Genomic DNA, 25360 nt, shown 5'->3' with positions numbered 1-25360 from the left:
GCACCCCATAGTGCCGTCCATGCCCTGAAACCAAACTACGCTATTATTTTCCGTTTGAGCGGCCAGCAGCCGCTATACTCGCTAACATTTTCTTGCTGTTGCATGCAAATGGCTTACCACTTGGCTTACCACTAATACCCGCCGGGATTTCCATTGAAAAAAGGCTTCTATCTGGTCATGATAGCCCAGGCACTTTCGTCTGTGGCAGACAATGCGTTGCTCATTGCAGCCATCGCGCTTATCGCCGATCTGCACGGGCCCGACTGGATGGCGCCCATGATGAAATGGTGGTTTGCCCTGGCCTACGTGGTGCTTGCGGCCTTTGTGGGCGCCTTTGCGGACTCGTTTCCCAAGGGCCGGGTCATGTTCATCACCAATGCCATCAAGGTATGCGGCTGCCTGCTGATGTTCAGCTACCAGAGCTTCGGCAACAGCCATACCGATCAGCTGCTACTGGTTTTCTGTGCCTATACGCTGGTGGGCATCGGCGCGGCGGCTTATTCTCCCGCCAAATACGGCATCGTGACCGAAATGCTGCCGCCCGAATTGCTGGTCAAGGGCAATAGCTGGATAGAAGGCCTGACGGTGCTTTCCATCATCGTGGGCACCGTCCTGGGCGGCGTGCTGATCAACCCGGGCGTATCCGCCCTGCTGCTCTCGCACGAATGGATTCAGCACCTGGCGCAGACGCGAGCCGAAGCCGCGATTCTGGTCATCGCCTTCGTCTATTTCCTGGCGGCCGCCACCAATCTGCTCATACCGCGGACCCACGTGCGCTACCCCCGCCAGCAGACCAATCCCCTGAAGCTGGTCTGTGAATTCAAGGGCTATATCTGCATCCTGTGGCACGACAAGCTGGGTCAGATATCATTGGCCGTCACCACGCTGTTCTGGGGCGCAGGGGCCACGCTGCAATTCATTGTGATTGAATGGGGCGCCAGGCACCTGGGCTATCGGCTGGACCAGGCGTCCGTGCTGATGGGCGTGGCCGCCCTGGGCACCGTGGCCGGTTCCATTCTGGCGGGCCGCGTGCCCCTGAAGCGGGCGCTTGCCGTGCTGCCGGTGGGCGTGGTCATGGGCTTCACCGTCATGCTCATGCCCATCGTGCATGAAACCTGGGCGGTCTACAGTGTGCTGCTCCTGATAGGCGGCCTGTCGGGATTTTTCGTGGTGCCCATGAATGCGCTGCTGCAGCATCGCGGCCACGTGCTGCTGTCGGCCGGCCATTCCATCGCCGTGCAGAATTTCAACGAACAACTGAATATCCTGCTGATGCTGGCGCTGTACAGCCTGATGCTCTGGCTGAACCTGCCCATCAACGCCATCATTATTATTTTCGGCCTGCTGGTGTCCAGCCTGATGCTGGTATTCATACACTGGAACCGGCTGAACCATCGCGCCGACCCCGGCCTGGAAAACACCATAGGCCAGCACGGGCACGGCCAGGCCTTGCGCCATTAGGCGCCTGCTAAGGGTTCACGGCGTCCAAGGCCAGGGAACGGGCCAGATTCAGGTCTTGCCAGGCATCGGGCTTATGCTGCGGCCGCAGCAGCAGCGCCGCGGGATGGTAGGTCACCACCACGGGAATCGATTGCCCCGCTTCGCTGGCTATCGCATGAACCGTTCCGCGCAGGGCTTCCAGGTCGGCCGTCGAATCCAGAACGGCCTGCGCCGCGAGCGCGCCCAGCGCAAGAATCCTGCGTGGGGCCAGCAAGGCGATCTGGCGCCGCAAATACGGCAGGCAGGCGGCAATCTCATCCGGCTTGGGCGTACGGTTGCCCAGGGGCCGGCATTTGATCAGATTCGTCATGAACACCGGCGACTCGTCCGTGACCTGGATAGCGGCCAGCATGGCCTGCAGCAGCACGCCCGCCTTGCCCTGGAACGGCAGGCCGGCGCGGTCGTCATAGCTGCCGGGCGCCTCGCCGATAATCATCCAGTCGGGGGCCTGGGCCACGCCCGCGCCGAAAACCGCATGGCTGCGCCCCGCGTGCAATCCGCATGACTGGCACTGCGCAATGTGCGCCTCGAGGCTTTCCCAGTCTTGCGGCACGGCCTGCCCGGAAGGGGCTTGCGGCGCCAGGGCCGGGGCCGGGGCCGCCGGGGGGCTGGCCTGCGCCAGTACCTTGGACACCCGCTGCAAGCCGGCAGGCCGCTGCGCGTGCCCGGCGCGGGCCGCCGGGGCCGGGCACGTCTTGGCCTGCACATCTGTCGCCCCATCGGCCGGCTCGGCAGGGTCTGCCGCAGGCTGGGAAGCATAGTAGGCCAGCATGCGCCGGTCCAGCCCGATTTCTTGCAGCCAAGCCTTCTGCAACGTGCTCAGCTGCGGCGCCTTCTGCCCGGTATCGTTGATCATGGCAACCTTTTCTGCATCACGCAGGCATCTTCGCGTTGCCCATGCGCCGCGGGATAATAATCTTTGCGCACGGCCAGTTGCTCGAAGCCGCGATGCCGGTAGAACAGCAAGGCATTTTCATTGGATGGCCGCACTTCGAGCACCATGGCCGGCAAACCACGCCGGCCGGCCTCTTGCTCGCAGTGGCGCAACAACTGCGAACCCACCCCCGCGTTCTGGCTGCCGGGCGCCACGGCGATCACCAGCACATGGGCCACGTCGGGCGCAAACATGACCATGCAAAACCCCACGACCTGTTCTGCCTGCACGGCCACCCAAGCGCCATAGCCGGCCTGCAGGCCGTCGGCAAAGTTACCGCGCGACCAGGGGAAAGCCTGCACCGATGCCTCGATTTGGGCAACCGCGTCAAGATGGGCCTCTTGCATGGGCTGGATCGCCGCAAAACGCTCGGGCGCCCTGGGATTGCCGCCGGCGCCCCGCGCCCGCTCGAGCGTTGTATAGGCGACCTTGTCGCGTACATAAATGGGAGCGGCCAGTTCGGGCGCCATGGCGCCGCCGTCCTGCCAGCGCCGCAAGGCCAGCATGGCGACGCTATGCGCATCGGCGCGCAAGGCTTGCCCCAATGCCAGCCAGTCGCGGCCGTCCTTGACCTGGGCCAGGGCGGGACAGGCCTGCAGCGCATCGCCCAGCAAGCGCACGGCGCCATAAGCGCCCCCCTGATCGGAAGCGGCGTAGTCCAGCCAGGCGCCCACCTGCTCGGCATTGAGCAGAATAGGCGCCTGCACTTCCCGCCACGATGCCCGCCCCGCATCCAGGCCCGCTTGATAGGCAGCCAGATAAACCTCGCCCATGCGCGCGTCCTGCACGACCACCTGCAAAGGCGCGCCCGTGGACAGCGCCACGTGATCGCGTGCGGCGGCGGCCAGCAGCGACGGCACCGGTATGACCGGAATGCCCAGCGCGAAACCCATGCCCTGCGCCACGCCGCAGGCGACCCTAAGCCCGGTGAAACCGCCCGGCCCCTGCCCAAACGCCACCGCCGACAGTTGCCCGCGCCCAATACCCGACTGGTCCAGCAATTGATCGACCATGGGCAGCATGCGCTCGGCGTGCTCGGACGTCGCGTCATGTTCCAGGGTGCGCACGTCGATCGCGCCGTCGTCAGCTTGTGATAACAGCGCAAGGCCGCACAGGCTGGACGAGGTCTCTAGGGCAAGAATATGTAAGGTCATAGGCCGTCATTTTAAACGCAAGGCTTCCTGTCGGGGCGGCCGGCAGGCGCCCGGACAAAGGCATGGCGAAAGGAGTACCGTTTTAGGGCTATTAAGGATAAAATAATCTGAAATAGCTCGTAACACCCCAGCCTAAAATCAGAAAACGCACCCGCGTCTTCGGACTGAATGTAACTGCATTTCGTACCAGACGCTTAATGTGTAATATCTTGCTACGTGCCCTGTACGGGTTAACTCTACCCTGTTACATTTTCCCCATGAACACACAAAACCAATCTCTATCCCGCAAAATCCTTGTCGTTGACGACGATCCACGCTTGCGCGATCTGCTGCGCCGCTACCTGACGGAACAGGGTTTTAACGTTTTCGTCGCCGAAGACGCCAAAGAAATGGGCAAACTGTGGCAGCGCGAACATTTCGACCTGTTGGTTCTCGATCTGATGCTGCCAGGCGAAGACGGCCTGTCCATCTGCCGGCGGCTGCGTGGCGGGCACGACAACACCCCCATCATCATTCTGACCGCCAAGGCGGAAGAGATCGACCGCATCGTCGGGCTTGAAATGGGTGCCGACGACTATCTGTCCAAACCGTTCAACCCCCGCGAACTGCTCGCGCGCGTCAATGCCATATTGCGCCGGCGCGGCACCGAAGAACATCCCGGCGCGCCCAGCCAGGAAAACGAATCGATCGAGTTCGGCCCCTATGTGCTGAATCTGTCCACCCGCACACTGACCCGCAACAACGAGCAAGTGCCCATCACCACAGGCGAATTCTCGGTGCTCAAGGTATTTGCCCGCCATCCCAAAATCCCCCTGTCGCGCGACAAGCTCATGGAACTGGCTCGCGGCCGCGAATACGAAGCCTTCGACCGCAGCCTCGACGTCCAGATATCGAGGCTGCGCAAACTGGTCGAACCGAATCCATCCAAGCCGGTGTTCATCCAGACCGTATGGGGACTGGGCTATGTATTCGTACCCGATGGTGGCCATTGAACACCTGCGGCTGTAATTCAGCAGGTTTGCCGCCATGTCGCCCCCCCAAAAGCCCAGAACCAACAAAACATCCCGGTTCCGCCTAGGCCTGTTCAGCCGTTCTTTCCTGCTTCTTGCAGGGCTGATGCTGGTCAGCCTGGGGGCTTGGCTGCAAGTATTCTTCAGCATGGAAGAAGGCCCGCGCGCCGCCCAGATGGCGCAGCGCGTTACCACGGCGGTCAGTATCACGCGGTCAGCCCTGGTCTACGCGCCCACCAGCGTGCGGCCGGCCCTGCTGCTTGACCTGGCCACCAAGGAAAGCCTGCGGGTGCAGCCTCGCGAACCCACCGATGTGCTCGTTCCCCTGCCCAACTCCAATTACTGGAATCACGTGGCGGCCGAAATCAAAGACCGCCTGGGGCCCGACACCCACATCATGTGGACCGTCAACGAGGCCCAGGGCATCTGGGTCAGCTTCGAAATCAATAACGATGAATACTGGCTGGTTTTCGATCGCGAACAGCTCGGATTGACGGCGGGCGTGGAGTGGTTCGGCTGGGGGGCGACCGCCCTGCTGCTGGCCATGATCGGCGCCGCCATCAGCGTCCGCTTCGTCAATCGCCCGCTGGCCCAGTTGGCCAAGGTGGCGCAGCAACTGGCGCGGGGTGAAACGCCCTCGCCCCTGCCTGAAAAAGGCCCCGCCGAGATCCGCGACATGAACATTGCGTTCAACCGCATGGCACGCGACATACGGCAGACCGAAGCCGATCGCGAAATCATGCTTGCCGGCATTTCGCACGATCTGCGCACACCGCTGGCCCGCATGCGGCTCGAGATCGAAATGAGCGAGGTCTCAGACGAAACCCGGCAGGCCATCGACGAGGACCTGGGGCAGATCGACCATAGTATCGGCCAGCTCATGGAATATGCCAGGCCGGCCGCGGCCGCCCCCGAACAGGGCATCCATGTATCTTCGGTCTTGCGCGAGCTGTACGAACGCGAACGCAGCCACACCGAATCCCTGGGCGGCGAACTCACTGCCGACATCGATTCCAATCTGTACGCCAGGATCAGCGCGCACGACCTGAAACGCATCGTCAGCAATCTGATCGAAAACGCCCGCCGTTATGGCCGCACGCCGTCCGATGGACGGGCTCGCATACAGTTGTCCGCCAAGCAGCGGGGCAACACCCTGGCCATCGAAGTCACGGATCAGGGCGCGGGCATCGCCCCCACCGACATCCAGCGGCTGCTGCGCCCGTTTTCCCGGGGGGAATCCGCCCGCACCGGCGTCAGCGGGGCCGGCCTGGGGCTGGCCATCGTCGAGCGCCTGCTGGGTCAGGTAGGCGGCCAGCTCGAGCTGATCTCGCACCCGCCCGGCGGCCTGCGTGCACGCATAGAGATCCCCAAGGTCCGCAGCAAGAACTTCCAGGCGGATACTCAGGCACAATAGATAGCGCAGCCTTACATATACGGAGCTATTCAGATGAAAACAGTCGGCGACAAACTCGATCCCTTCAAGGTGGCTGGCGTCAAGCCCGGCTTCAATCTACACGAGGAAAACGGTGTGTCCGCTTTCGAGGACATCACCGAAAGCTCGTTTCCGGGCAAATGGAAGGTCATCTACTTCTACCCCAAGGATTTCACCTTCGTCTGCCCCACCGAAATCGTGGGCTTCAATAACCTGGCGCAAGACTTCGAGGACCGCGATGCGATCCTTATGGGCGGCTCTGTCGACAACGAGTTCGTCAAGCTGGCCTGGCGCCGCGAGCACCCCGACCTGAACAAGCTTGGCCACTATCAGTTCGGCGATACCACGGGCGCCCTGATCGACCAATTGGGCATACGCGAAAAACTGGAAGGCGTGGCCCTGCGCGCCACCTTCATCGTCGATCCCGACAACATCATCCAGCACGTCTCGGTCAATAACCTGAACGTGGGCCGCAACCCGGAAGAAATCCTTCGTGTGCTCGACGGCTTGCAAACCGAAGAGCTTTGCGCCTGCAATCGCGCAGTGGGCGGCGACACGCTATAGCGCTCGCGCAAGCAGCGCGACCACCGTCGCAGCGATCCCTTCCTTGCGGCCCAGGTAACCCAGGCCTTCGTTGGTCTTGGCCTTGATGTTGACGTCTTGCGGCGCCAGGGCCAAGTCCTGCGCGATATTGGCCGCCATCGCCGCCGCGTGAGGCCCGATCTTGGGCGCCTGCGCATGGATGGTGGCATCCACATTCGCCACTTTCCAGCCGGCCCCGGCCACCTTGTCCATCGCCGCCCGCAGCAGCACGCGGCTGTCCGCCCCCTTGTAGGCCGGATCGGTATCCGGGAAATGGCGGCCGATATCGCCCAGCCCCGCCGCGCCCAAAATGGCATCCGTCACCGCATGCAGCAGGACATCGGCATCGGAATGCCCCAGCAGCCCGTGCGTATGCGGAATCCGGACCCCGCCGATGATCAGCGGACGTCCTTCCACCAGCGCATGCACATCGAAGCCCTGCCCGACGCGAAATGGAAAACCCATTGCTACTCCTGTATCTGTCTTTCAAATATTCCCTTTCCATATCAAGCGCGCAGCTTGCCGGCCCCGGCCAGGCATGCGCCACGCCCGCACTGCGCTGGCGCGCTCACACCTGATATGGAAAGGAAATCAGAGCCATTTTTCCATCAGTTCAAAATCTTCGGGCCAAGTCACTTTGAAGTTGCGCACAGACCCCGGCACCAGGCACGGCATGAAGCCGGCGGCCTCGATGGCCGAGGCCTCATCCGTGATCTCGGCCATTGAACCCACGCCCGCCTGCAAGGCTTCGAGCAGACGAAGCGCGGGAAACATTTGCGGCGTCTGCGCCAACCACAGGCGATCGCGCGAGACCGATTTCTGGACGCCCGCCAATGCCGGCCCAGCGTGCGCCGCGCCGTCAATGCCCGCGTCGTCCAGGCCCACCGTACCGGCCAGCTTTACGGTATCGGCCACCGGCTGCGCCAGCAAGCCGCCCACATTGCGCTGCAGACAGGTATCGATCAAGCGCCTCAAGGCCTGGACCGGCAGGCCCGGCCGCGCCGCGTCGTGCACCAGCACCCAGTCATCGCCCGCCAGGGCCGCGTCCTGTAAGGCGGCCATGACCGTCTGTGCCCGGGTCGGCCCGCCGCAAGGCCGCCAGACCGTGCGCGGCAAGCCCGCCAAGGCCTGTTCCACCCAGGCATCTTGCGGCGCCACCGCCACCCTGACCTGCTCGATGCGTTCATCGGCCAGTAAAGCCTTGACTGCCCAGCGCAGCATGGGCTCGCCCTTGAGCAGGCGATACTGTTTGGGGGTCGTTTGCGCGGCCAACAGCCTGCCCCGGCCATGATCGGCCGCTGCCGGCCCGCCCGACTGGGCCCGTGCGCCGATACCGGCGGCGGGAACAATTGCAATCAATTTCTTATGCATAAGGAAAGGCATTTTATAATGACCGCCTAAATGACCACAGAAACAACCCCTCTTTTGTCCATTCCCTCGACCCAGCACGCGCTTGCCGCCCTGAAACCGGGCCACCGGCATACGCAACCCTTGCCGCCCGGCTCCGGCGATGCCTGGCTGTTGGCCGACCTGGCCCGGGCCGCGGGGCAGACGATGGTCGTGCTTTGCGCCGACCCTCTGACCGCGCAGCGCCTGGCCGACGAGGTCTTGCTGTTTGCGCCCGACCTGCGCGTACGGCAGTTGCCCGACTGGGAAACCCTGCCTTACGACAGCTTTTCTCCGCACCAGGACCTGATTTCAGAACGCCTGCGCACCCTGCACGCGTTGATGCAGGAGCAGGTAGACATCCTGACCGTCCCGGTCACCACCGCCCTGTACCGGCTGGCCCCGCCCGAGTTCATGGCCGCCTATACGTTTTCGTTCAGGCAAGGCGACAAACTGGACGAGGACGGGCTGCGCAAGCAATTGACCCTGGCCAACTACGCCCATGTGACACAGGTTACCGCGCCCGGCGAATTCTGTATACGCGGCGGCCTGATCGACCTGTTTCCCATGGGCTCGGCGCTGCCCTACCGGCTCGACCTGTTCGATGACGAAATCGAATCCATACGCAGTTTCGACATCGATACTCAGCGCAGCCTGTATCCCGTCAAAGACGTACAACTGCTGCCCGGCCGGGAATTTCCCATGGACGAAGCCGCGCGCAATCAGTTCCGCGCACGTTTTCGCGAAGTTTTCGAGGGCGATCCTTCGCGGGCCCTGCCCTACAAGGACATCGGCAACGGCATTGCCTTCGCCGGTGTCGAATACTACCTGCCGCTCTTCTTCACTCAGACGGCAACGCTGTTCGACTACCTGCCCGGGCAGTCGTTTACCGTGACGCTGGGCGACATCAACCAGGCTGTCCAGCGTTTCGCGCAAGATACGCACAGCCGCTATCAATTCCTGAAAAGCGACCGTGAACGCCCGGTCCTGGCGCCCGATCAGCTCTTCATGGACGAAGAAAGCCTGTTCCTGCGCCTGAAGTCCTTTGCGCGGCTGTCGCTGGCCAGCGGCGAGCCCCACCCTGACTTTCAGCCCGCGCCCAACGTGGCGGTGGCCCGGCGCGCCGATGACCCGCTGGCCAGCCTGCGCCTGCTGTTGGGCCAGGGCAAGCGCCGTGTCGTCCTGTGCGCCGATTCGGCCGGACGGCGGGAAACGCTGTTGCAGATGCTGGCCGAATTCGGCATCGCGCCGGACTCGGGCAGCGAAACACTGCACGACTTCCTGAACTCGGCCAGCCGGTTCGCCCTGGTGATTGCGCCGCTCAATACGGGCTTCGAGGTCGCGGGGCAATCCCTGGTCCTGATCACCGAAAACGACCTGTATCCCAGCCAGGCGCGCCCCATGCGCCGCGGCAAGCGCGCGCAGGAGCGCAGCAGCGATGTGGAAGCCATGGTGCGCGATCTGTCCGAGCTGCGCGAGGGCGATCCCGTCGTGCATGCGCAGCATGGCATCGGCCGCTACTGCGGCCTGATCGAAATGGATCTGGGCGAAGGCCAGATGGAATTCCTGCATCTGGAATACGCCAGCGGCAGCACGCTGTATGTGCCCGTAGCGCAATTGCACGTGATCGCCCGCTATAGCGGCGCGGATCCTGAACACGCCCCGCTGCACCAGCTAGGGTCGGGCCAATGGGACAAAGCGCGCCGCAAGGCCGCCAAGCAGGTGCGCGATGCCGCTGCCGAACTGTTGGCGCTCTATGCGCAACGGGCCGCGCGCGAAGGCTTCCGTTTCAAGCTGCCGCCCAACGACTACCAGGCGTTTGCGGAAGGCTTCGGCTTTGAAGAAACCCCCGACCAGGCGGCGGCCATTGAAGCCGTCATCGGCGATATGACCTCGGGCCGCCCCATGGACCGGCTGGTCTGCGGCGATGTGGGCTTTGGCAAGACCGAAGTCGCCTTGCGGGCCGCCTTCCTTGCGGTCATGAACGGCAAGCAGGTCGCCCTGCTGTGCCCCACCACGCTGCTGGCTGAACAGCACGCCCAGACATTTGCCGACCGGTTTGCCGACTGGCCCGTCAAAGTCGTCGAACTGTCCCGCTTCCGTTCCTCCAAAGAAGTGGCGGCCGCCATCCAGGGCTTGAACGAAGGTCAGGTGGACATTGTCATCGGCACCCACAAAATCCTGTCGAAAGACATCAAATTCAAGCGACTGGGCCTGGTCATCATCGACGAAGAACACCGTTTCGGCGTCCGCCAGAAAGAAGCCTTGAAAACCCTGCGCGCCGAGGTCGACGTGCTGACGCTGACCGCCACCCCCATCCCCCGCACGCTGGGCATGTCGCTGGAAGGCATACGCGATTTTTCCGTCATTGCCACCGCACCGCAGAAACGCCTGGCCATCAAGACCTTTGTGCGCCGCGAAGACAACAGCACCATACGGGAAGCCCTGCTGCGGGAACTCAAGCGGGGCGGCCAGGTTTACTTCCTGCACAACGAAGTCGACACCATTCACAACCGCCGCGCCAGGCTGGAAGAACTGGTGCCCGAAGCGCGCATTGCCGTGGCGCATGGGCAAATGCCGGAACGCGAGCTGGAAAACGTCATGAAAGGCTTCTACCAGCAGCGTTACAACGTGCTCTTGTGCACGACCATTATCGAAACCGGCATCGATGTGCCTTCGGCGAACACCATCGTCATCCATCGCGCCGACCGCCTTGGACTGGCCCAGCTGCACCAGTTGCGCGGGCGCGTGGGCCGTTCGCATCATCAGGCCTATGCCTATCTCATGACGCCCGGCGAAGATGCCATGACCTCCAACGCCAAGAAGCGGCTCGAGGCCATCCAGGCCATGGAAGAACTGGGCGCCGGTTTCTTCCTGGCCATGCATGACCTGGAAATTCGCGGCACAGGCGAAGTGCTGGGCGAATCGCAGTCGGGCAATATCCACGAGATCGGTTTTTCCATGTATACCGACATGCTCAATGCCGCGGTGCGGGCGCTTAAATCAGGCGAAGAGCCTGATCTGGACTCGCCCTTTGCCGCGCTGTGCGAGGTCAACCTGCACGCATCGGCCCTGCTGCCGTCCGATTACTGCCCCGACGTACACGCACGCCTGGGCATGTACAAAAAGCTGGCGCACGCCAAGCATGAGGACGACCTGATCCAGATCCAGGAAGAACTGATCGACCGCTACGGCAAGCTGCCCGAGCCTGCGCAAACGCTGCTGGCCACCCACCGCCTGCGGCTGAATGCCGAGCCGCTGGGCATCAGCAAGATCGACGCCAGCGAAGCCCAGGCCATGATCCAGTTTTCAGCCAAGCCGAATATCGACCCCTTGCGCATCATCGAGCTGGTTCAAGCCCGGCGCGACGTCAGGCTGGCGGGACAAGACAAGTTGAAAGTGGACATCAAGCAGGGCCAGCAGGTGCCCGCCCGCATCGATGCCGTGCGCAATGTGCTGCGCGCCCTGGCTTAAGGCAGACCCAGCCGCCGCCCCGCCAGCACCTAGCAGGCCACCAGTTGTGGCCGTGGAATCAGTGGCTCAAGCGGAACCAGTTCAGTATGCCGTCCAGCGGACTGACGTTCAAGGCATAGCGGGCCTGCTCGCGCACCACCGGCTTGGCCCGGTAGGCCACCGAAAAATGCGCATGGGCCATCATCTTCAGATCGTTGGCGCCGTCGCCGACTGCAATAATCTGCTCGGGGCCCGCGCCCAGTTCGCTGGCCAGCGCCTGCAGGTGGTCCGCCTTGCCCTGGGCATCGACGATATCGCCCAGCACCCGCCCCGTCAGGGTGCCATCGATCACCTCGAGCACATTGGCATGGCAGGCATCCAGGCCCAGCCTTTCCTTCAGCCTTCCGGTAAAAAAAGTGAAACCGCCCGATACCAGCAAAGTCTTCAGGCCGCTTCTTTTGGCCGTCGACACCAGTTTCTCGGCCCCCGGGTTCAGGCGCAGCCGTTCGGCGTACACCTGCTCCAGCGCCGCCTCGGGGACCCCTTCCAGCAGGCGCACCCTGCGCGTCAGGCTTTCGGCGAAATCGGTGATTTCCCCCCGCATGGCGGCTTCGGTAATGGCGGCAACCTGGGCCTTGCGGCCCACCATATCGGCAATTTCGTCTATGCACTCGATATTGACCAATGTGGAATCCATATCCATGGCCAGTATCCGGCAATCCCGCAGGCGCGTGATCTGCTCGAAAAAAGCATAATCCATGCCAAAGGCTTCGCAGCAGGCCTGCACATCGGGGCGCGCCTGGGCATCAACGTCCAGCAGGCGCACCGCCGTGCTGCCCAATTCCTGCACGCCGCCGGCGCTGGCCAGGGCCGCGATCTTCTCGATGTTGGCGGAAACCAGATTGGGCGCCTGAAGAATAAGATGAGTCATAAAACACAATGAAGTAAGGGTTCGCCCGCCATTTTACCCGCTGCCGGTAGTATTATGATTCGCACCGTTACGCTCCGAATTCCCCTGGCTGCCGGCCAGTGCTAAGCTCGCTTTTTTCACAAAAAAATCAATGACTTCACTCGATTTTCCGGCACGGCCTGCACGGGCCGCCGCAACGGTCCGTACGCGATTCAGGCCGATTGCGCGCTTCCTGCTGGCGCTCTGCCTGGTCCTGGGCGCCGCCCTGGCCCCCGCCCATGGGCAGGACAACAAGCCCGCTGCTGAAATCAACAAGACGCTTGACGTCGTCCGGGCCCAGATCGATCAACTGCAAAAGGACCTGGACGGGGCGCCCGACGAACCCCTGCAGGATGCCGAACTGGTCAAGCTGCGCGACGCGGCGCGCAAGGCATCGGAAGAGGCGCAGGCCGCCGTCGCTGCGCTGGAACCGATGCTGGCCAGCGTGCAGGCGCGCCTGGCCGAATTGGGCGAACCGGTCGAAGGCATCAAGGAAACGCCCGACGTCGCCGCACAACGCAAGGAATTATCCAAAAGCGGCAGCACGCTGGACGCCCAGATCAAGCTCGCCCGCCTGATTCAGGTAGAGGCCGAGCAGGCCAACGTACGCATCCTGCAGTTGCGGCGCGCCCAATTCCAGGCCGAACTGGGCCAACGCTCGAACTCCGTGCTGGCCGGCACGTTCTGGACGGAACTGCATACCCAGCTCCCCCGCGACATCCGCAGCCTGCAGCCCATCTGGACGGAATTGACGGCCGCCATCAAGGCAAACGGCAGCCGGGTCTGGCTGATGGTCGTGCTGTCCATCGCCGCCCTTATCATCCTGCGGCTGCAGGCGGGACGGATACTCTGGCAATTGACCACCACCCGCGTGGCGCCGGGCCGCCTCAGGCGCTCGCTTTATGCAACGGCCCAGCTTGTCCTGGCCACCGTGGTTCCAGGCGCCATCGCCGAGATCCTGCATGCCGGCATCGGCTGGCACGCGCCCCTGTCCAGCGAGCTGGACAATCTTTTGTCCCAGGCGGCGGGGGCCATTTATTTCGGCGGCTTCATCACCGGGCTGGGCCGCGCCCTGCTCTCGGCGGACCGGCCGACGTGGCGGCTGATCTCCCTGCCCGACAAGGTGGCCAGCGGTTTGCGCTGGTATCCCCTGGTCCTGGCCATCACCCTTGCCATGGGCTGGATAGGCCAGAAACTGGCCACGCAAGTGAATGCCAGCCTGACGGCCACCGTGGCGCAAAATTGTGTCATGACGCTGGTGCTGGGCGGCTTGATGGCCCTGGCCATGCGCCGCGCCACGCGCCTGCGCCGGCCGGCGGACCCCGATCCGCACGCCGCGGCGGAAAAAGCCCCCGCCCCCACCCCCGCGCCTGCGGGATACCTTGCCGCGCGCGGTCTGATCTGGCTGGCGGTCACCATCAGCTTCGCCTGCCTGCTGCTGGGCTATATTGCGCTGGGCAGTTTTATTGTCAGGCAAGCCGCCTGGGTACTGATCGTACTGGGCGCCGCCTACCTGCTGGCCGGCCTGATCGACGACGCCTGCCAAAGCATATTGGCCGCCATCAAGCGCAATAGCGGCGACGAACACTACACCCGGCCCATGACCCGCCTGCGCAGCCAGGCCATCGTGCTGCTGGCCGGCATGATGCGTTTGCTGCTCATCCTGCTGGCGCTGGTCTTGCTGGCCGCCCCCTTTGGCGATGGCCCCACCGCCTGGCTCCAGCGGCTGGACTATCTGCATGACGGCATCATGATAGGCGAAGTCCAGATTCGTCCCGCATCCGTCATCTTCGCCCTGATGGTGCTGCTGCTGGGGTTCGGCGCGGTCAAGGCCGTACAGGCCTGGCTGACCCGCCAGTACCTGCCCACCACCAGCCTGGACCCCGGCATGCGCCTGTCGGCCGCCACCCTTTTCGGCTACGCCGGCTATGTGCTGGCCGTGTCCCTGGCGCTATCGGCGGTGGGCATAGGCCTGGAACGCGTCGCCTGGATTGCCAGCGCGCTGTCGGTGGGTATCGGTTTCGGCCTGCAGGCGGTCGTGCAGAACTTCGTATCGGGCCTGATCCTGCTGGCCGAGCGCCCGGTCAAGGTCGGCGACTGGGTGACGCTGGGCGGTGTCGAGGGCGATATCCGGCGCATCAACGTCCGGGCGACCGAAATCCAGATGGGCGACCGCTCCACCGTGATCGTTCCCAACTCCGAGTTCATTACCAAGGTCGTGCGCAATGTCACGCATGCCAGCCCTTTGGGCCGGGTCCAGATCAAGCTGGCGCTTCCGCTGGACACCGATGCCGGGCAGGTACACGACCTGATGCTGGCGGCATTCACCGAGCACATGGAGATTCTGGAGGAGCCGGCGCCCGACGTGATGCTGGACGGCATAGATGCAAGCGGAATGGTGTTCAATGCGACTGGCTACGTGCATTCACCGCGTATCGCCTACCGGGTGCGCAGCGTCTTGCTGTTCGAGCTGCTGCGGCGTTTCAAGGCGGAAAACCTGACGCTGCAGCATCCCCCCACCATGGTGCTCAAAGAGGCTTCGGTTTCGGCCGGCGCAGCAGATAGCGATAGACAAAGCCCGGATATCCCAATACCAGGAACAGGCTCAGCGTAATCGCATAGAACTCCCAGGTCTGGGCGAAGCGATTGCCCATGTTGATCTCGAAGGCGAAGCCCAGCACACCGACCAGGCCGTAAAACACCAGGACTTCCAGCAGCCGTGCAAGAAAGGATTTGCGTATGGCATGGCCGCGATTGCGCCAGCCCGGAAAGGCCAGCAATACGGACACCAGGCCGAACACCGCAATCAGCTTGGCCATGAACACCGCCACCGAGGCCGGATCGGATGCCATGAAAAAAGCACGGCCTATCATGACAAAAGCCAGGTAGCCCACACCAAGCAGCAGCCCGAAAAACACCAGCGAGCCCAGCCATTTCAGCCAAAGCGGCCGGCCGGGTTCGCCGGCCTGCGTCCAGGGCAGCACCAGGAAGGGGCGCTGCGCCACAAACGGCAGGTTGGCGGTAAGCAAAGACAAGCCGATGACCACCCAGACGGCAAACGATTGATTCATTCGATCAGAACTTGAGTGAGCCTTCGACGACCTGCACGCATAGCGCCATCAGGCCGCCGGGCAAGATGCCCAGCAAAAGGATGAGCAGGCCGTTCAAGGACATCAGGCCGCCGGTGATCACGCCATTGTTGACAGGCTCACGGTCGCCCACGGGCTCGTCGAAGTAGGCCATCTTGACCACGCGCAGATAGTAGAACGCGCCGATCAGCGAAAAAATGACGGCGGCCACGGCTACCGCAACATGGCCCGCGCCGACCAGGGCCTGCAATACCGCCAGCTTGGCATAGAAACCGGCCAGCGGCGGAATGCCCGTCAGCGAGAACATGGCCAGCATCAGCATGGCGGCCATGATGGGGTTGCGCCGATTCAGGCCTTTCAGGTCGTCGATCTCTTCGCACTCGAACCCTCTGTGGCTAAGCAGCATGATCAGGCCGAAAGTCACCAGCGTGGTCAACACATAGATGACCATGTAGAACAGCGACGAGCCGTATGCCCAGCCCGTGACGGCCTGATCCTGACCCACGCCGGCCAGCAGGCCCAGGAACACGAAACCCATATGGGAAATCGTGGAATAAGCCAGCATGCGCTTGAAGTTGGTTTGCGCAATGGCCGCCAGATTGCCAATGGCCAGCGACAGCACGGCCATGATCAGCAGCATGGGCTGCCAGTCGATGGCGATGCCGTGCAGGCCTTCGACCAGCAAGCGCAGGGTAATGGCGAAGGCAGCCAGTTTGGGCGCGGCGCTGACGATCAAGGTCACGGCCGTGGGCGAACCCTGGTAGACGTCGGGCGTCCACATATGGAAGGGCGCCGCCGCCAGCTTGAAGGCCAGGCCGGCCACGATGAACACCACCCCGAAGACCAGGGGCAGGCGTTCGGCATTGCCGCTGCCGATGACTTGCGCAATCAGGCGCAGGTCGAGTTGGCCAGTAGCGCCGTAGATCATGGACATGCCGTACAGCAGCACGCCCGATGCCAGGGCGCCCAGGACGAAATACTTCATGGCCGCTTCAGTGGCCTTGATATCGTCGCGGCGCAAGGCGACCAGCGCATACAAGGCGAAGGACATGAGTTCAACGCCCAGGTAGACGGTCAGCATGCTGCCCGCCGAAATCATGACCATCTGCCCCAGCAGGGCAAACAGCGTCAGCGAATAGTATTCGCCGCCATGCTTGAGCATGTCGCGCTGCTCGGCGTATTCACGCCCATAAATCAGCGTCGCCGCCACGGCGATGTAAGACAGCACCTTCAGGAAGTGCGACAGGGAATCGACCACATACAGGCCGCCGAAGGAGTTGCCCTGCGCCCCGCCGTTCCATTGCCACAAGGACACCACCGTCAGCACCAGCAAAGTGCCGATGCTGAGCGTGAACGTCGTATGGCGCGACTCGGTCTTGTTGAAGGCATCGATCAGCAGTACGACGGCGGCCAGAATCAGAAGCGTAATCTCGGGCGTAGCCAAGGCGAAGTCAAATGGATTTTGCATAATATTTGAGGTCTACAGTTTCGAGATAGAGACGTGCTGCAGCAGTGCTTCCACCGACACGTGCATAACATCTGTAAACGGCTTGGGATAGATGCCCATATACAGTACCGCGATGGCCATGACGCCCAGGATGAAGAACTCACGCGGACTCAGGTCGGACATGCCCCGCACGTTGTCGTTGGCGATATCGCCGAACGCCACGCGCTTGAGCATCCACAGCGAATACGACGCGCCCAGTATCAAGGCCGTGGCCGCCAGCAGGCCAATCCAGAAGTTGTATTCGACCGCGCCCATGATGACGGTGAATTCACCGACGAAACCGCTGGTGGCGGGCAGGCCCGCATTGGCCATGGAAAACAGCACAAACAGCGTGACAAAGCGCGGCATGACGTTGATGACGCCGCCGTAGTCATCGATGCGGCGCGTATGCAGGCGATCGTACAGCACCCCGATACACAGGAACATCGCGCCCGATACGAAACCGTGCGAAATCATCTGCACAATGGCGCCTTCCATCCCGGCCGTATTGAACAAGAAGAAGCCCAGGGTCACGAAACCCATGTGCGCCACCGATGAATAGGCCACCAGTTTCTTCATGTCGTCCTGGACAATGGCCACCAGGCCAATGTAGATCACGGCGATCAGCGACAGCGCGATCACAATGCCCGCCAGGCTGTGGGAGGCATCGGGCACGATGGGCAGCGAAAAACGCAGGAAGCCATAGGCGCCCAGCTTCAGCATGATGGCGGCCAGCACCACCGACCCGCCGGTCGGAGCCTCTACGTGCGCATCAGGCAGCCAGGTGTGCACCGGCCACATCGGCACCTTCACGGCAAACGCCGCGAACAGGGCGATAAAGATCAAGATCTGCGGCGTGTAGCCCAGCTTGAGCTGATGCCAGGTCAGGATGTCGAAGGAACCGTCAGCCGCGTGCCACAGATAAATGAAGGCAATCAGGGTAAGCAGCGAGCCCATCAGCGTGTACAGGAAGAACTTGAACGCCGCATAGACGCGGTTGGGTCCGCCCCACACACCGATAATCAGGTACATCGGTATCAGCGTGGCTTCGAAGAACACATAGAACAGCATGCCGTCGAGCGACGCGAACACGCCCACCATCAGCCCCGACAGGATGAGGAAGGCGGCCATGTATTGCGCCACCCGGCTGGTAATGACTTCCCAGCCTGCCAGCACCACGATAATGGTGATGAAGGCCGTCAGCAGCACGAACCAGATCGAAATGCCATCGATACCCAGATGGTAGTTGACGGCAAAGGTTTCTATCCAGCTGGCCTGCTCGACAAACTGCATGTCGGCGGTGTCCGGGTTGAAGCCCAGGTACAGCGGCAAAGTCACCAGAAAGCCGGCCACCGACCCCGCCAGGGCAAGCAGGCGGGTCAGGCCCGGCCGGTCATCGCGACCTACCAGCAGCACGATCAGCCCCGCCACAATGGGGACGAAGATCGAAAGCGTTAACCAGGGAAGAGTAGAAGACGCCATATCGCTAGCCATCAGTTAACCGTGAGCACAAAAAAGGAGAGTAAAGCCATGATCCCGATGATCATTGCAAAGGCGTAGTGATAGATGTAGCCCGACTGCAGGTGCCTGCTAATGGCCGCCACCCAGCCCACCACGCGGGCACTGCCATTGACCAGCACGCCGTCGATCAGGCCGCGGTCCCCTGCTTTCCAGAAGCCGTGGCCCAGGCATCGGACACCGCGCGCCACGACCTGTTCGTTGAACCAGTCGGCGTAGTACTTGTTGTCCAGAATGCGGTTGACGCCGGACAGGCTGCGGTGGATGGCCGCCGGCACCCTGGGGTTGATCAGGTAGCAATACCAGGCCACTACAAAACCGGCAATCATGAGCCAGAACGGCAGCGTCACGAAGCCATGCAGGGCATACGCCACCCAGCCATGCCAGTGCGAAGCCAGCTCGGCCATGGCCGGATGCGCCGGCAATACGGCAATCACGCCCTCGAAGAAACCGTCGAACAGCAGCGGATCGATGAACCACGCCCCGGCCACCACGGACGGGATCGCCAGCAGGACCAAAGGCAGCGTCACCACCCAGGGCGATTCGTGCGGCGTGCCGCCGTGGTGTCCATGGTCGTCGTGGCCATGCGCGGCATGCCCGTGGGCATCAAAGCGCTCTTTGCCATGGAAGACCAGGAAGTACACGCGGAAGGAATACAGCGACGTCACGAACACGCCGATGAGCGTGGCGTAGTAGCCAAAGCCCGCCCCCCACACACTGGCGGCGCCCGCCGCTTCGATGATGTGCTCTTTGGAATAGAAACCCGCAAAGAAAGGCGTACCCACCAGTGCCAGCGTACCCAGCAGGAAGGTGATCCAGGTAATGGGCATGTACTTGCGCAGGCCGCCCATATTGCGGATGTCCTGATCGTGATGCATGCCGATAATGACCGAACCCGCCCCCAGGAACAGCAAGGCCTTGAAGAAGGCGTGCGTCATCAGATGGAAGATGGCCGCCGAGTAGGCCGACGCGCCCAGCGCCACGGTCATGTAGCCCAGTTGCGACAGCGTCGAGTACGCGATGACGCGCTTGATGTCGTTCTGGACAATGCCCAGTATGCCCAGGAAGAGCGCGCCGATCGCGCCGATCACCATCATGAAGGACAAGGCGGTGTCGGAATGCTCGAACACGGGCGAAAAACGCGCCACCATGAAAATACCGGCGGTCACCATGGTGGCCGCGTGGATCAGCGCCGAAATAGGCGTCGGGCCTTCCATGGAGTCGGGCAGCCAGGTGTGCAAAGGCACCTGCGCCGACTTGCCCATCGCGCCCACGAACAGCGCCAGGCAAGCCACGGTCAGCAACTGCCAGTCGGTGCCGGGGAAAGCCATGCCGGCCAGTTCGCCGGACTTGGCGAAGATATCGCCATAATGCATGCTGCCCGTATAGGCAAACAGCAGGCCTATGCCCAGCACGAAGCCGAAGTCGCCCACACGGTTGACCAGAAAGGCCTTCATGTTGGCGAAAATGGCGGTGGGACGCGTATACCAGAAGCCGATCAGCAGGTAAGACACCAGGCCCACCGCTTCCCAGCCGAAGAACAGCTGGACCATGTTGTTGGACATGACCAGCATCAGCATCGAAAAGGTGAACAGCGAGATATACGAGAAGAAACGCTGGTAGCCCGGGTCGTCGGCCATATAGCCGATGGTATAGATGTGCACCATCAGCGATACCGAGGTCACCACCACCATCATCAGGGCCGACAGGGAATCGATCAGGAAGCCCAGTTCAAGCTTGGTCGTGCCGATGACGGTCCAGGTATACAGCGCGCCATCGTAAGTGTGGCCGTCGAGCACCTGGAGCAGCACAATGACCGATCCGATAAAAGAAATCAGCACACCGGCAATGGTGATCAGATGGGCGCCCCGGCGCCCGACGAAGCGGCCCAGAAAGCCCGTGCCGAACAGGCCGGCCAGAATGGCGCCAGCCAGCGGCGCCAATGCAATCAGTAGATAAAGACTAGGTGAATTCATAGTATGTGCAATCCCATCAACCCTTGAGCTCGTCAAGATCTTCAACGTTGATCGTATTCAGGTTGCGGAACAGCAACACCAGAATCGCCAGGCCGATGGCCGCTTCAGCGGCGGCCACCGTCAGGACAAAGAAGACGAATACCTGCCCGGCGGTATCGCCGAACCAGGTGGAAAAGGCCACGAAGTTCATGTTGGCGGCCAACAGGATGAGCTCGATGGACATCAACAGAATGATGAGGTTGCGCCGATTCAGGAAAAAACCGAATATGCCGATGGCGAAAAGAATCGCGCCAAGAATCAGATAGTGGGCCAGCGTCAGTGTCATTGTTTTTCCCCTTGGGCTTGATCCGCATCGGCGGCTGCGGGCGCTTCAGTCTGCGAGGGTATGCTGACCATGCGCAGGCGATCCTGAGGCCGCACACGGATCTGCTCGGACGGTATAGTGCGCTTGACGTCGGCGCGCTTGCGCAGCGTCAGGGCGATGGCGGCGATCATGCCCACCAGCAGGATCACCCCGCCCACCTGCACGGCGAAGACATAGTCGGTATACATGGCCACGCCCAGTGCGCGCGTATTGTCGACGTCATCGGCGATGACGGCCGCCGGGCCGGCGCCCATCCAGCTTTTGGCCAGGACGAAGGCCATTTCCAGCACCATGATCAGGCCGATGGTCAGGCCCAGCGGAAGATAAGTCTTCAGGCCTGCGCGCAAGGCATCCATGCGCACATCGAGCATCATCACGACAAACAGGAACAGCACCATGACCGCGCCCACATACACCAGCACCAGCAGCAGGGACAGGAACTCGGCGCCCTGCAGCATCCAGAGCATGGACGCCGTGAAGAAGGTCAGGATCAGGTGCAACACACCCGTGACCGGGCTGGTGGCGGTAATGACGCGAAACGCCGCCACGACCAATACCAGCGCCAGCACATAAAACAAGATAGTAGAAAAAATCATAGGTGTCGGATCCGGCATCAACGATAAGGGGCGTCTTCGGAACGACGGCGCGCGATTTCGGGTTCGTAACGGTCGCCAATCGCCAATAACATGTCTTTGGTGTAGTACAGGTCGCCGCGTTTTTCGCCGTGGTATTCCGAAATATGCGTCTCGACGATGGAATCGACCGGGCAGCTTTCTTCACAGAAACCACAGAAAATGCATTTGGCCAGGTCGATGTCGTAGCGCGTGGTGCGGCGCGTGCCGTCGTCGCGTTCTTCCGATTCGATGGAAATGGCCAGCGCCGGGCAAACGGCTTCGCACAATTTGCAGGCAATGCAGCGCTCTTCCCCGTTCGGGTAGCGGCGCAGGGCGTGCAGCCCGCGGAAACGCGGCGAAGCCGGGGTTTTTTCCTGCGGATAACGCAGCGTCACCTTGCGCTTGAAAAAATACTTGCCGGTCAGGCGCATGCCCTTGAGCATTTCGGACAGCATCAGGCTGCCGAAAAAATCTTTAATAGCTTCCATAATCTAGCCCCTGTGTCCTATTGCCAAATATTCCAGGGCGTTTGCATCCAGATCGCCACCAGCAACAACCAGATGCCGGTGAGCGGAATGAATACCTTCCAGCCCAGACGCATGATTTGGTCGTAACGGTAGCGCGGGAAGGTCGCACGGAACCACACAAACATCGAAACCACAACAAACGTTTTCAGCCCCAGCCACAGCCAGCCTGGAATCCAGGTCAGCGGCGCAATGTCCAGCGGAGGCGCCCAGCCGCCCAGGAACATAATGGAGGCCAAGGCCGACAGCAGAATCATGTTGGCGTATTCGCCCAGAAAGAACAGCGCGAAACCCATGCCGGAATACTCCACCATGTGGCCCGCCACGATTTCCGATTCGCCTTCGACCACGTCGAAGGGATGGCGGTTGGTTTCCGCCACGGCCGAAATCACATAGATGACGAACAAGGGCAGCAGCGGCAACCAGTTCCAGGACATGAAGTTGATGCCCTTGTCGGCAAACCAGCCCACGTTCTGTCCGTTGACGATGCCGCTCAGGTTCAGCGTACCCGACACCAGCAGCACCGTGACCAGCACAAAGCCGATGGCCAGTTCATAGGACAGCATCTGCGCGGCCGCCCGCAAGGCGCCCAGGAAAGCGTACTTGGAGTTGGACGCCCAACCCGCCACGATCACGCCGTACACGCCGATGGAGGTAATGGCCATGACGAACAGCAGGCCGGCATTGATATCGGCCAGCACGACTTCCGGGCCGAAAGGGATCACCGCCCAGGCAGCCAGGGCCGGCATCAGGGTCACGACCGGCGCCAGGACATACAGCACCTTATTGGCCTTGTTGGGGACAATGACCTCTTTGGTCAACAGCTTGAACACGTCGGCAAACGGCTGCAGCAAGCCGCGGAAGCCAACCCGGGTCGGCCCCAGGCGCACGTGCATGGCGCCGATCATCTTGCGTTCCCAGTATGTCAGGTAGGCCACGCACAGAATAATGGGCACCGCGATCACCACGATCTTGATCAGTGTCCAGACCACCATCCAGGCGCTTGGCCCGATCAGGCCCGTGCCGAAATTCTCAAGTAAGGTAAGCCACTCCATTAGGCACGCTCCACCGTCAGTTGGCCAAAACCGCTACCCAGCGCCAGCGTTTCATTGAACGCGGTGGCGATCCGCACGCAGCCCGGGGCCACGGTTTCGTCTTCCTGCGCGGGCAGTACCACTTGGCCTTGCCCGCTGCTGATGCGCAAGGCATCGCCCGAAGCCAGGCCCAGCCCGGCCAGGGTGCCGGCCGCCATGCGGGCGCGCGGCGCTTGCGAGGCAGCCGTTTCCTGCAGCGGCATGGAACGGCGCACCAGCGCATCGCTGCGGTAAATGGGCACGTCGGCGACACGCTCCAGGCCGCCAGGCTGCGCCGCCGACAGGCCCGGCGCAGCGGAAACCTCGTTGGACAGGCGGCTTTCGATGCCGCCCACCATGACGATGTCGCGTATGGATTCAGAGGTTTCGTCGTCAAAACCCTGCAATTCGAACAAATTGCCCAGCACGCGCAGGACTTTCCAGCCCGGGCGCGTATCGGCAAACGGCGCGGCCACCCCCTTGAAGCTTTGCGCCCGGCCTTCGGCGTTCACAAACGTGCCGGAGGTTTCGGTAAAGGGGGAAATGGGCAGCATGACATCGGCCCAGTCCTCGGCGGCGGATCTGAATGACGTCAAGGCCACCGCAAACCCGGCGCCTTTCAGCGCTTCGAGCGCGCGCGCGCCGTTATCGCTGTCCAGGGTAGGTTCGGCATGCACCACCAGATAGGCCTTGAGCGGCTGCTGCAGCATTTGCTCGGCCGTCAGGCCGCCCCGGCCCGGCGTTGCGCCGGCCAGATAACCGCCCACGGTATTGCCGCCCGGGGTCAGGAAGCCCAGCTTGGCGTTGGCCGACTTGGCCAGCGCCGCCGCGTTGGCGGCGATCAGGCTGGCCTGATCGGAACCGACCGCCATATTGCCCAGCAGCACCGCCACGCGCTCGCCCGACTGCAGGCTGGCCGCAATCCGCCCCGCCGCTTCCGACGGCGTGACGTCCGCAAAGACGTCGGGTACCGTCTGGCCGCCGGCTTGCGCCAGGGCGACCAGGACTTCGGCCAGTGCATTGGGCAGCGCGCTGGGCGCCACCGTCATGCGGCTGGCCACCGGGAACAAGGGGTCTTCGGCGGCCGAATCAATAAAGCTTACCTGCGTGCCATGCTTGACGGCTTGACGCAGGCGCTGCGCCATCAGCGGATGATCCTTGCGCAGGAAGGAGCCCACCACCAGCACGCGGTCAAGCTGATTGAGCTCGGCCACCGGCATGCCCAGCCAGGGCACGCCCGTCACGGCCTGGTCGAACGCGGGGTCGATGCTGCGCAGGCGGAAATCGATATTTTCCGAGCCCAGCGCACGGACCAGCCGGCCCAGCAAGGCCAGCTCTTCGACCGTGGCCACCGGACTCCCGATGGCGCCGATCTGCTCGGGGCCGAACTGCTCGCGCACGGTGTTGAAGCCATGCACCACCGCCTGGAGCGCGTCCGTCCAGGACGCTTCGCGCCATTGGCCGTCTTCGCCCTTGACCATGGGATGCGCCAGGCGATCTTGCGTATACAGGCCTTCGTACGAAAAACGGTCGCGGTCGCTGATCCAGCATTCGTTGATGTCGTCATTTTCAAAAGGCACCACCCGCAGGACGCGATCCAGCTTGGTCTGCACGACCAGGTTGGCGCCCAGGCTGTCATGCGGGCTGACCGAGCGGCGGCGGGCCATTTCCCAGGTGCGGGCCGTAAACTTGAACGGCTTGGACAACAGCGCGCCAACCGGACAGACATCGATCATGTTGCCCGACAGCTCGGATTCCACGGCCTTGCCCACAAAGGTGGTGATTTCGGAATGCTCGCCCCGATTGATCATGCCCACTTCCATGATGCCGCCGATCTCTTGGCCCACCCGCACGCAGCGGGTGCAGTGGATGCAGCGCTGCATGCCGTCGGTGGAAATGAGCGGGCCCATTTCCTTGGCAACCACCACGCGCTTTTCTTCCTGATAGCGCGAGGCCGACGAACCATAGCCCACGGCCAGGTCCTGCAATTGGCATTCACCGCCCTGGTCGCACACCGGGCAATCGAGCGGGTGATTGATCAGCAGGAACTCCATGACGCTTTTTTGCGCGGCAATGGCTTTTTCCGAACGCGTGTGCACGACCATGCCGTTGGTCACCGGCGTGGCGCAAGCGGGCAAGGCCTTGGGCGCCTTTTCGACGTCGACCAGGCACATGCGGCAGTTGGCCGCCACGGAAAGCTTCTTGTGATAGCAGAAATGCGGCACATACACCCCCAGCTTATGCGCGGCCTGTATGACCATGCTGCCTTCGGGGGCTTCTACTTTGATGCCGTCGATGGTGAGTTCAACCATTAGC

20 protein-coding genes and 1 pseudogene are annotated in these 25360 nt (G+C 62.4%); 6 read left to right on the top strand and 15 right to left on the bottom strand.

The genetic code is table 11. The features are described from left to right. Positions 1-153: 153 nt before the first annotated feature. On the top strand, positions 154-1461 hold the full coding sequence (gene lplT, locus RE432_RS10745; RefSeq protein WP_310933405.1) for a lysophospholipid transporter LplT: 1308 nt from the start codon (positions 154-156) through the stop codon (positions 1459-1461). Positions 1462-1468: 7 nt separating this feature from the next. On the opposite strand, the gene RE432_RS10740 is transcribed toward lplT, so the two are convergent. Continuing rightward, on the bottom strand, positions 1469-2356 hold the full coding sequence (locus tag RE432_RS10740) for a uracil-DNA glycosylase (RefSeq protein WP_310933404.1): 888 nt from the start codon (positions 2354-2356) through the stop codon (positions 1469-1471). After that, positions 2353-3588: a tRNA (adenosine(37)-N6)-threonylcarbamoyltransferase complex dimerization subunit type 1 TsaB gene (tsaB, locus tag RE432_RS10735; RefSeq protein WP_310933403.1), complete on the bottom strand. Its 1236-nt coding sequence runs from the start codon at positions 3586-3588 to the stop codon at positions 2353-2355. The genes RE432_RS10740 and tsaB overlap by 4 nt, the downstream gene beginning before the upstream one ends. A 257-nt stretch (positions 3589-3845) precedes the next feature. On the opposite strand from tsaB, the gene ompR reads away from it, so the two are divergent. The 3 genes from ompR to RE432_RS10720 are packed head-to-tail and all read left to right on the top strand — an operon-like array spanning position 3846 to position 6594. Continuing rightward, positions 3846-4580 (top strand): two-component system response regulator OmpR, encoded by a 735-nt coding sequence (ompR, locus tag RE432_RS10730; protein ID WP_310933402.1) that lies wholly within the window; start codon positions 3846-3848, stop codon positions 4578-4580. Between the two features lie 34 nt (positions 4581-4614). Then, complete coding sequence (locus RE432_RS10725; RefSeq protein ID WP_310933401.1) at positions 4615-6012, top strand: ATP-binding protein; 1398 nt, start codon at positions 4615-4617, stop codon at positions 6010-6012. Positions 6013-6045: 33 nt separating this feature from the next. Beyond that, positions 6046-6594 carry a peroxiredoxin gene (locus RE432_RS10720; RefSeq protein ID WP_310933400.1) on the top strand — a complete coding sequence of 183 codons (549 nt, stop codon included), beginning with the start codon at positions 6046-6048 and terminating at the stop codon, positions 6592-6594. Here RE432_RS10720 and ispF read toward each other — a convergent pair. Further along, positions 6589-7077 (bottom strand): 2-C-methyl-D-erythritol 2,4-cyclodiphosphate synthase, encoded by a 489-nt coding sequence (ispF, locus tag RE432_RS10715; RefSeq protein ID WP_310933399.1) that lies wholly within the window; start codon positions 7075-7077, stop codon positions 6589-6591. The two genes, RE432_RS10720 and ispF, sit on opposite strands and share 6 nt — an antisense overlap. 126 nt (positions 7078-7203) lie before the next feature. Then, positions 7204-7983, bottom strand: coding sequence for a 2-C-methyl-D-erythritol 4-phosphate cytidylyltransferase (locus tag RE432_RS10710; protein ID WP_310933398.1), 780 nt, complete (start codon positions 7981-7983; stop codon positions 7204-7206). A 30-nt stretch (positions 7984-8013) separates the two neighbouring features. Between RE432_RS10710 and mfd the strand changes: the two genes are divergently transcribed. Then, positions 8014-11472 carry a transcription-repair coupling factor gene (mfd, locus tag RE432_RS10705; protein WP_310933397.1) on the top strand — a complete coding sequence of 1153 codons (3459 nt, stop codon included), beginning with the start codon at positions 8014-8016 and terminating at the stop codon, positions 11470-11472. 58 nt (positions 11473-11530) lie between these two features. Here the strand turns inward: mfd and serB are convergent, their stop codons facing one another. Then, a complete protein-coding gene (gene serB, locus RE432_RS10700; RefSeq protein WP_310933396.1) occupies positions 11531-12382 on the bottom strand; it encodes a phosphoserine phosphatase SerB in 852 nt (283 codons plus the stop codon). 130 nt (positions 12383-12512) lie between these two features. Here serB and RE432_RS10695 point away from each other — a divergent pair, with 130 nt between their 5' ends. Beyond that, entirely contained in the window at positions 12513-15014 is a 2502-nt protein-coding gene (locus RE432_RS10695) for a DUF3772 domain-containing protein (protein WP_310933395.1), read from the top strand. Here RE432_RS10695 and RE432_RS10690 read toward each other — a convergent pair. The 10 genes and pseudogenes from RE432_RS10690 to nuoG all read right to left on the bottom strand — a co-directional run bounded on the left by RE432_RS10690 (position 14929) and on the right by nuoG (position 25356). Further along, positions 14929-15273 carry a DUF2818 family protein gene (locus RE432_RS10690; RefSeq protein WP_409079866.1) on the bottom strand — a complete coding sequence of 115 codons (345 nt, stop codon included), beginning with the start codon at positions 15271-15273 and terminating at the stop codon, positions 14929-14931. The two genes, RE432_RS10695 and RE432_RS10690, sit on opposite strands and share 86 nt — an antisense overlap. Positions 15274-15375: 102 nt before the next feature. Then, positions 15376-15471: pseudogene (locus RE432_RS10685) on the bottom strand (DUF2818 family protein); the annotation flags it as partial. Positions 15472-15475: 4 nt separating this feature from the next. Further along, a complete protein-coding gene (nuoN, locus tag RE432_RS10680) occupies positions 15476-16960 on the bottom strand; it encodes an NADH-quinone oxidoreductase subunit NuoN (RefSeq protein WP_310934205.1) in 1485 nt (494 codons plus the stop codon). A 9-nt stretch (positions 16961-16969) separates the two neighbouring features. Further along, entirely contained in the window at positions 16970-18457 is a 1488-nt protein-coding gene (locus RE432_RS10675; protein ID WP_310933394.1) for an NADH-quinone oxidoreductase subunit M, read from the bottom strand. Positions 18458-18468: 11 nt separating this feature from the next. After that, complete coding sequence (gene nuoL / locus RE432_RS10670) at positions 18469-20469, bottom strand: NADH-quinone oxidoreductase subunit L (protein ID WP_310933393.1); 2001 nt, start codon at positions 20467-20469, stop codon at positions 18469-18471. A 16-nt stretch (positions 20470-20485) separates the two neighbouring features. Then, positions 20486-20794, bottom strand: a complete 309-nt coding sequence (gene nuoK / locus RE432_RS10665) for an NADH-quinone oxidoreductase subunit NuoK (RefSeq protein WP_310933392.1) — start codon at positions 20792-20794, stop codon at positions 20486-20488. Further along, positions 20791-21429, bottom strand: a complete 639-nt coding sequence (locus tag RE432_RS10660; RefSeq protein ID WP_310933391.1) for an NADH-quinone oxidoreductase subunit J — start codon at positions 21427-21429, stop codon at positions 20791-20793. The genes nuoK and RE432_RS10660 overlap by 4 nt, the downstream gene beginning before the upstream one ends. A gap of 17 nt (positions 21430-21446) precedes the next feature. Next, positions 21447-21935 (bottom strand): NADH-quinone oxidoreductase subunit NuoI, encoded by a 489-nt coding sequence (gene nuoI, locus RE432_RS10655; RefSeq protein WP_102070002.1) that lies wholly within the window; start codon positions 21933-21935, stop codon positions 21447-21449. 17 nt (positions 21936-21952) lie between these two features. Further along, positions 21953-23026 carry an NADH-quinone oxidoreductase subunit NuoH gene (gene nuoH / locus RE432_RS10650; RefSeq protein ID WP_310933390.1) on the bottom strand — a complete coding sequence of 358 codons (1074 nt, stop codon included), beginning with the start codon at positions 23024-23026 and terminating at the stop codon, positions 21953-21955. Further along, a complete protein-coding gene (gene nuoG, locus RE432_RS10645) occupies positions 23026-25356 on the bottom strand; it encodes an NADH-quinone oxidoreductase subunit NuoG (RefSeq protein ID WP_310933389.1) in 2331 nt (776 codons plus the stop codon). The genes nuoH and nuoG overlap by 1 nt, the downstream gene beginning before the upstream one ends. Between the last annotated feature and the right edge of the window lie 4 nt (positions 25357-25360).

It is taken from the genome of Pusillimonas sp. SM2304 (assembly GCF_031628915.1).
Classification (GTDB): domain Bacteria; phylum Pseudomonadota; class Gammaproteobacteria; order Burkholderiales; family Burkholderiaceae_B; genus Pusillimonas_C.
Note: the sequence above shows the minus strand (reverse complement) of the source record. Positions and strands in the feature narration are given on the sequence as shown.

Excerpts from the sequence above, each read along its gene's own strand:
- RE432_RS10740 (WP_310933404.1), bottom strand. The coding sequence starts at position 2,356 with ATGATCAACGATACCGGGCAGAAGGCGCCGCAGCTGAGCACGTTGCAG.
- tsaB (WP_310933403.1), bottom strand. The coding sequence starts at position 3,588 with ATGACCTTACATATTCTTGCCCTAGAGACCTCGTCCAGCCTGTGCGGC.
- ompR (WP_310933402.1), top strand. The coding sequence starts at position 3,846 with ATGAACACACAAAACCAATCTCTATCCCGCAAAATCCTTGTCGTTGAC.
- RE432_RS10725 (WP_310933401.1), top strand. The coding sequence starts at position 4,615 with ATGTCGCCCCCCCAAAAGCCCAGAACCAACAAAACATCCCGGTTCCGC.
- RE432_RS10720 (WP_310933400.1), top strand. The coding sequence starts at position 6,046 with ATGAAAACAGTCGGCGACAAACTCGATCCCTTCAAGGTGGCTGGCGTC.
- ispF (WP_310933399.1), bottom strand. The coding sequence starts at position 7,077 with ATGGGTTTTCCATTTCGCGTCGGGCAGGGCTTCGATGTGCATGCGCTG.
- RE432_RS10710 (WP_310933398.1), bottom strand. The coding sequence starts at position 7,983 with ATGCATAAGAAATTGATTGCAATTGTTCCCGCCGCCGGTATCGGCGCA.
- mfd (WP_310933397.1), top strand. The coding sequence starts at position 8,014 with ATGACCACAGAAACAACCCCTCTTTTGTCCATTCCCTCGACCCAGCAC.
- serB (WP_310933396.1), bottom strand. The coding sequence starts at position 12,382 with ATGACTCATCTTATTCTTCAGGCGCCCAATCTGGTTTCCGCCAACATC.
- RE432_RS10695 (WP_310933395.1), top strand. The coding sequence starts at position 12,513 with ATGACTTCACTCGATTTTCCGGCACGGCCTGCACGGGCCGCCGCAACG.
- RE432_RS10690 (WP_409079866.1), bottom strand. The coding sequence starts at position 15,273 with ATGATAGGCCGTGCTTTTTTCATGGCATCCGATCCGGCCTCGGTGGCG.
- RE432_RS10675 (WP_310933394.1), bottom strand. The coding sequence starts at position 18,457 with ATGGCGTCTTCTACTCTTCCCTGGTTAACGCTTTCGATCTTCGTCCCC.
- nuoL (WP_310933393.1), bottom strand. The coding sequence starts at position 20,469 with ATGAATTCACCTAGTCTTTATCTACTGATTGCATTGGCGCCGCTGGCT.
- nuoK (WP_310933392.1), bottom strand. The coding sequence starts at position 20,794 with ATGACACTGACGCTGGCCCACTATCTGATTCTTGGCGCGATTCTTTTC.
- RE432_RS10660 (WP_310933391.1), bottom strand. The coding sequence starts at position 21,429 with ATGATTTTTTCTACTATCTTGTTTTATGTGCTGGCGCTGGTATTGGTC.
- nuoI (WP_102070002.1), bottom strand. The coding sequence starts at position 21,935 with ATGGAAGCTATTAAAGATTTTTTCGGCAGCCTGATGCTGTCCGAAATG.
- nuoH (WP_310933390.1), bottom strand. The coding sequence starts at position 23,026 with ATGGAGTGGCTTACCTTACTTGAGAATTTCGGCACGGGCCTGATCGGG.
- nuoG (WP_310933389.1), bottom strand. The coding sequence starts at position 25,356 with ATGGTTGAACTCACCATCGACGGCATCAAAGTAGAAGCCCCCGAAGGC.